The sequence below is a fragment of the Streptomyces sp. NPDC033270 genome (assembly GCF_055576575.1).
This window is the reverse complement of sequence record NZ_JBVIRA010000012.1, coordinates 215,274-221,462: the sequence shown is the minus strand read 5'-3', so window position 1 is coordinate 221,462 and position 6,189 is coordinate 215,274. Positions and strand designations below refer to the sequence as shown.

Here is a 6,189-nt window from a genome sequence, read left to right as displayed (position 1 = left end):
CCCCCCCCCCCCCCCCCCCCCCCCCCCCCCCCCCCCCCCCCCCCCCCCCCCCCCCCCCCCCCCCCCCCCCCCCCCCCCCCCCCCCCCCCCCCGCCCCGTTTCAGAGCTTGCGCAGCGACAGCCGCTGCACCTTGTGGTCGGGCCCCTTGCGCAGCACCAGGTTCGCCCGGCCGCGCGTCGGGGCGACGTTCTGCAGCAGGTTGGGCTTGTTGATGGTGCGCCACATCATGCGGGCGTAGTCGAGGGCCTCGTCCTCGGAGACCTGGGTGTACTTGCGGAAGTACGAGAACGGGTTCTGGAAGGCGGTCGCGCGCAGCTTGCGGAAGCGGCCGAGGTACCACTGCTCGATGTCCTCGGTGCGGGCGTCGACATAGACGGAGAAGTCGAAGAAGTCGGCGAGGCCGAGGCGGGTGCGGCCGTCCTTGCCGGGCAGCGCCGGCTGCAGGACGTTCAGGCCCTCGACGATGAGGATGTCGGGGCGGTGCACGGTCAGCCGCTCGCCGGGCACGATGTCGTAGATCAGGTGGGAGTAGACCGGGGCGCTGACCTCGGCCTTCCCGGACTTCACATCCGCCACGAAGCGGGTCAGGGCGCGGCGGTCGTAGGACTCGGGGAATCCCTTACGGGACATCAGACCGCGCCGGTGCAGCTCGGCGTTGGGGAAGAGGAACCCGTCGGTGGTGACCAGCTCGACGCGCGGATGCTCCGGCCAGCGGGCCAGCAGCGCCTGCAGGAGCCGGGCGGTGGTGGACTTGCCGACGGCGACGCTGCCGGCCACTCCTATGACGAACGGGGTGCCGGGCTGTGAGCCCTGGCCGCCTCCCGCGTCGCCCAGGAAGGTGTTCAGCGCGCCGCGCAGATTGCTCGTCGCACCGACGTAGAGGTTGAGCAGGCGGGAGAGCGGAAGGTAGACGTCGCGCACCTCGTCGAGGTCGATGACGTCGCCCAGCCCCCGCAGCCGTTCGACTTCGTCGGCCGTCAGGGGCAGGGGAGTCTTCTCCCTCAGGGCGCTCCACTGCGCGCGCGTCAGATCGACGTACGGCGAGCGCTCGGCGCGGCGTCGTTGCTGCGGATCGGTCGTCAGGGGCACGCGCCCATTGTGCGCAGCCGACACACGCCGTTCATCTCGGGGTGCCCGACCGGGGCGTCGGGACGGGCTTGTGGCAGTCGGGGCGGGCTTGGGTGCTTCGCTACCTGCGTGTCTGTACCCGAGGGATTTTGCCCGGTACGGTCGGCACCGGGGCGCGGCCCGGCTCGCGGGCCGCGGACGAGACAGGGGGTGCAGGTGCGAGCGCGTAAAGCCGGTCTGCTGGGACAGCGGACCTGGGGGAGCAACACGCAGACGGCCGGCGACGCAGGGGCGGACACCGCCTCGGACGGCTTCGCCGCGCGGGTGTTCGCCGAGTTGGCCGAGGACCTCCCGGACGAGGACCTGGGCGAGGACCTCTGCGACTTCCTGGAGCGCTACGAGCCGCCCAGCGGCCCGGGCGCGGACGCGGAGGCCGACGAGGAGTTCCTGGAGACGGTGCGCGAGGCGCAGCATCGGATAGAGCGCGGTTATTGATCGGTGGGCGTCGTAGGCTGCCTCCATGTGCGGAATCGTGGGATATGTGGGTGGGCAGAGCGCCCTTGACGTCGTGCTCGCCGGGTTGAAGCGGCTGGAGTATCGCGGTTATGACTCGGCCGGGGTCGCCGTGCTGGCCGATGGCGGGCTGGCCGCGGCGAAGAAGGCGGGCAAACTCGCCAACCTGGAGAAGGAGCTGGCGGACCGTCCGCTGCCGACCGGGTCGACCGGGATCGGACACACCCGGTGGGCGACCCACGGCGGGCCCACCGATGCGAACGCGCATCCGCATCTGGACAACGCGGGGCGGGTCTCGGTCGTGCACAACGGCATCATCGAGAACTTCGCCGGGCTGCGCGCCGAACTGACCGACCGTGGGCACGAGTTGACGTCCGAGACGGACACCGAGGTCGTCGCCCATCTGCTGGCCGAGGCCTACTCGTCGTGCGGTGAGCTGGCGGAGGCGATGCGGCAGGTGTGCCGGCGGCTGGAGGGCGCGTTCACGCTGGTCGCGGTGCACGCGGACGAGCCCGACGTGGTGGTCGGGGCGCGGCGGAACTCGCCGCTGGTGGTGGGCGTCGGGGACGGCGAGGCGTTCCTCGCCTCGGACGTCGCGGCGTTCATCGCGCATACCCGCGAGGCCGTCGAGCTGGGGCAGGACCAGGTCGTGGAGCTGCGCCGGGACGCGGTGACGGTCACCGACTTCGACGGCGCGCCCGCGGAGGTCCGCGAGTACCACGTCGACTGGGACGCGTCGGCCGCCGAGAAGGGCGGCTACGACTACTTCATGCTGAAGGAGATCGCGGAGCAGCCGAAGGCCGTCGCGGACACGCTGCTGGGGCGGATCGACGCCTCGGGCGTGCTGTCGCTGGACGAGGTGCGGATCCCGCCACAGGTGCTGCGCGAGGTCGACAAGGTCGTCATCGTGGCGTGCGGGACGGCGTACCACGCGGGGATGATCGCCAAGTACGCGATCGAGCACTGGACGCGGATCCCGTGCGAGACGGAGCTGGCCAGTGAGTTCCGCTATCGCGACCCGATCCTGGACCGGCACACGCTGGTGATCGCGATCAGCCAGTCCGGCGAGACGATGGACACCCTGATGGCGCTGCGGCACGCCCGCGAGCAGGGCGCGAAGGTGCTGGCCATCTGCAACACCAACGGGTCGACCATTCCGCGGGAGTCGGACGCGGTGCTCTACACGCACGCCGGGCCCGAGGTCGCGGTGGCGTCGACGAAGGCGTTCCTGACGCAGCTGGTGGCCTGCTATCTGGTGGCGCTGTTCGTGGCGCAGGTGCGGGGCACGAAGTGGGGCGACGAGATCCGCGACGTGGTGCGCGAACTGGCCGCCATCGGCACCCAGGTCGAGCAGGTGCTCGCCACGATGGAGCCGGTACGGGAGCTGGCGCGCGGCCTCGCCGACAAGAACACGGTGCTCTTCCTGGGCCGGCACGTGGGCTATCCGGTGGCGCTGGAGGGCGCGCTGAAGCTCAAGGAGCTGGCGTACATGCACGCGGAGGGCTTCGCGGCCGGCGAGCTCAAGCACGGGCCGATCGCGCTGATCGAGGACGATCTGCCGGTCGTCGTCGTGGTGCCGTCGCCGCGCGGGCGGTCGGTGCTGCACGACAAGATCGTGTCGAACATCCAGGAGATCCGGGCCCGCGGGGCACGCACGATCGTGATCGCGGAGGAGGGGGACGAGGCGGTCGTGCCGTACGCGGACCACCTCGTGCGGATCCCGCGTACGCCGGTGCTGCTGCAGCCGCTGGTGTCCACGATCCCGCTGCAGGTCTTCGCCTGCGAGCTGGCCACCGCCCGCGGCAACGAGGTCGACCAGCCGCGCAACCTCGCCAAGTCGGTGACGGTGGAGTGATCATCGGGGTGGGTATCGACGTCGCAGAGATCGACCGCTTCGGGGCGGCGCTGGACCGTACGCCGGAGCTGGCGCACCGGCTGTTCATCGACGCGGAGCTGATGCTGCCGAGCGGTGAGCGGCGCGGGATCGCCTCCTTGGCGGCGCGGTTCGCGGCCAAGGAGGCGGTCGCCAAGGCCCTCGGCGCGCCGGCCGGGCTGCACTGGACCGACGCCGAGGTGTACGTCGAGGACAGCGGACGGCCCCGGCTGCGGGTGCGGGGCACGGTCGAGCGCTGCGCGCAGGCGCTGGGGGTGCGCTCGTGGCACGTCTCTCTCAGCCATGACGCGGGGGTTGCTTCCGCCGTGGTGATCGCCGAGGGGTGACACTGGCGCCATGAGGACTGCCTACAGCGTTCAGACCGTGCGGGCCGCCGAGCAGGAACTGATGGCCCGATTGCCCGAAGGCGCCCTGATGCAGCGGGCGGCGGCCGGACTGGCCGCCGCCTGCGGGGACTTGCTGGGGCGGGTGTACGGCAGCCGGGTGGTGCTGCTGGTGGGCAGCGGCGACAACGGCGGGGACGCGCTGTACGCCGGTGCCCGGCTGGCGCGGCGCGGGGCCGGGGTGGTCGCGGTGCTGCTGACGCCCGAACGGGCGCACCAGGGCGGGCTCGCCGCGCTGCGCCGGGCCGGGGGACGGGTTTCGGACGATCCGCTGCGGGACATCGCCTGGGCCGATCTGGTCGTCGACGGGATCGTGGGGATCGGCGGCCGCGGGGGGCTGCGCCCCAAGGCGGCGCAACTCGCCCGGGCCGCAAGGGAGTCGGCCCTGGTCCTGGCGGTCGATCTGCCCAGCGGGGTGGACGCGGACAGCGGTGAGGTGCGCGGCGAGGCCGTACGGGCCGATGCGACGGTGACGTTCGGCGCGTACAAGCCGGGGCTGTTGATCGATCCGGCGCGGGAGCGGGCCGGGGCGCTGCGGCTGGTCGACATCGGGCTCACGCTGCCCGAGGACGCCGAGGCCGAGGCGTTGCAGCACGCGGACGTGGCGGAGCTGCTGCCGCGCCCGGTGGCGGAGAGCGACAAGTACCGGCGGGGCGTGGTGGGGGTGGTCGCCGGATCGGCCCGCTATCCGGGTGCGGCGGTGCTGGCGGTGGCCGGTGCGCTGCGCGGTGGCGCCGGGGCGGTGCGGTACGTCGGGCCGGCCAGGGACGCGGTGCTGGCGCGGTTCCCGGAGACGCTGGTGCACGCCGGGCCGCCGGACAAGGCCGGCCGGGTGCAGTCGTGGGTGATCGGGCCGGGCATCGGGGACGAGTCGGGGGCGCTGGAGGACGTGCTGGCGTCGGACGTGCCGGTGCTGGTGGACGCCGACGGGCTGCGGCTGCTGACGCCGCAGCGGATCCGGCGGCGCACGGCCGAGACGCTGCTGACGCCGCACGCCGGGGAGGCGGCGGCGCTGCTCGGCCGCGGCCGCGAGGAGATCGAGGCGGCGCGGCTGGGGGCGGTGCGCGAGCTGGCGGAGCGCTATGCCGCCACGGTGCTGCTCAAGGGCTCCACGACGCTGGTCGCGGCGGCCGGCGGCCCGGTACGGGTCAACCCCACGGGTACCGGCTGGCTGGCCACGGCCGGGAGCGGGGACGTGCTGTCGGGGCTGACCGGGTCGCTGCTGGCCGCGGGGCTCACGGCACATGACGCGGGGTCGGTCGGCGCGTATCTGCACGGCCTCGCGGCGCGCCGGGCCGCCGGGCCGGACGGCGCGCCGATCTCGTCCTCGGAGGTCGCGGACCATCTGGGCGCGGCCTGGCGGGATGTGACGGGCTGACAGCCGCCCGGCGCGGCCGTTAGGCCCTGTGGGGGGAATGGCGCGGGCACCAGGGCGAACCTCGCGCCGCGCGGGCCGTCCGGCGGCCCGGGCGCGGCATCGTGAAGGCATGAAACGCACCCTGGTGGCGCTGCTGGCCTGCGCCTCGCTGCCCGCTCTGGCCGGATCGCCCGCGGTGGCCATGGCGCCGTCGCCCGCCGCGCACGCGGCGTCCGGCCTGCTTCCCGGTGCCGCGCACGCCCCGCGGCAGCACACGCCCGACCCGGTGCGGGCGGCGCAGGCGCCCGACGCGCCGGTCGAGGAGCCGCTGCACATGGAGGACGTACCGCGGTCCGAGACGGAGCGGGGTGCCAGAGCGGCGAGCTGCAGCGGCTCCACCGGGCCCTTCCAGCGGCAGGCCGAACGCTATCTGCGGCGGGCGGTGGACGGGCTGCAGAGCGAGGCGGACTGCCGGGCGATCCGGCGCTTCCAGCGGGCGCACCGCATCACCCCGGCGAGCGGCTTCGCGGGGCCGGTGACCGGTGCGATGCTGCGGCTGATGCGGGCCCAGAAGGACCCCAACCGGGACGGGCACTGCCCCGAGCGCCGCGAGCGGACCGTGTGCGTCGACCTGGACCGGCAGCTGCTGTGGGTCCAGCAGGGCCGGCGGGTGGTCTTCGAGCCGGTGGCGATCCGATCCGGCCAGCCGACGAACGAGACCCGTACCGGTACGTACCACATCTATCTACGGAAAAGGGCCCACACCTCGAACCTCTACCACACGCCGATGCCGTTCGCGCAGTTCTTCGACCGCGGGGAGGCGCTGCACGGTGTCTACGACGACATCTACCAGGGGCTCGGCTCGCACGGCTGCGTCAACCTCGGCTGGCGCGACGCCAGCCGGCTGTGGGAAGTCCTCCGGCACGGCGACGTGGTGCACGTCTGGGGGCGCAGGCCCAGCGGATGAGAGCGT

At 73.4% G+C, this 6,189-nt stretch carries 6 protein-coding genes; 5 read left to right on the top strand and 1 reads right to left on the bottom strand.

The window, feature by feature from the left end; translation table 11 throughout:
• Positions 1 to 100: 100 nt before the first annotated feature.
• Entirely contained in the window at positions 101 to 1,090 is a 990-nt protein-coding gene (gene coaA / locus ACZ5XZ_RS19135; protein ID WP_468979404.1) for a type I pantothenate kinase, read from the bottom strand.
• Between the two features lie 195 nt (positions 1,091 to 1,285).
• Between coaA and ACZ5XZ_RS19130 the strand changes: the two genes are divergently transcribed.
• From ACZ5XZ_RS19130 to ACZ5XZ_RS19110, 5 genes are all read left to right on the top strand, one after another.
• Positions 1,286 to 1,564 carry a hypothetical protein gene (locus ACZ5XZ_RS19130; protein ID WP_468979402.1) on the top strand — a complete coding sequence of 93 codons (279 nt, stop codon included), beginning with the start codon at positions 1,286 to 1,288 and terminating at the stop codon, positions 1,562 to 1,564.
• Positions 1,565 to 1,589: 25 nt separating this feature from the next.
• The gene (glmS, locus tag ACZ5XZ_RS19125) at positions 1,590 to 3,437 is read left to right on the top strand and encodes a glutamine--fructose-6-phosphate transaminase (isomerizing) (protein WP_468979399.1); all 1,848 of its coding nucleotides are present in this window, start codon (positions 1,590 to 1,592) and stop codon (positions 3,435 to 3,437) included.
• Positions 3,434 to 3,802, top strand: coding sequence for a holo-ACP synthase (locus ACZ5XZ_RS19120; RefSeq protein WP_468979396.1), 369 nt, complete (start codon positions 3,434 to 3,436; stop codon positions 3,800 to 3,802). Before glmS ends, ACZ5XZ_RS19120 begins: the two co-directional genes overlap by 4 nt.
• 10 nt (positions 3,803 to 3,812) lie before the next feature.
• The gene (locus ACZ5XZ_RS19115) at positions 3,813 to 5,237 is read left to right on the top strand and encodes an NAD(P)H-hydrate dehydratase (RefSeq protein ID WP_468979394.1); all 1,425 of its coding nucleotides are present in this window, start codon (positions 3,813 to 3,815) and stop codon (positions 5,235 to 5,237) included.
• Positions 5,238 to 5,346: 109 nt separating this feature from the next.
• Positions 5,347 to 6,183, top strand: coding sequence for a L,D-transpeptidase family protein (locus tag ACZ5XZ_RS19110; RefSeq protein ID WP_468979392.1), 837 nt, complete (start codon positions 5,347 to 5,349; stop codon positions 6,181 to 6,183).
• Positions 6,184 to 6,189: the final 6 nt, after the last annotated feature.

Coding starts and splice junctions, on each gene's coding strand:
- ACZ5XZ_RS19115 (WP_468979394.1), top strand. CDS start 3,813: ATGAGGACTGCCTACAGCGTTCAGACCGTGCGGGCCGCCGAGCAGGAA.
- ACZ5XZ_RS19110 (WP_468979392.1), top strand. CDS start 5,347: ATGAAACGCACCCTGGTGGCGCTGCTGGCCTGCGCCTCGCTGCCCGCT.
- glmS (WP_468979399.1), top strand. CDS start 1,590: ATGTGCGGAATCGTGGGATATGTGGGTGGGCAGAGCGCCCTTGACGTC.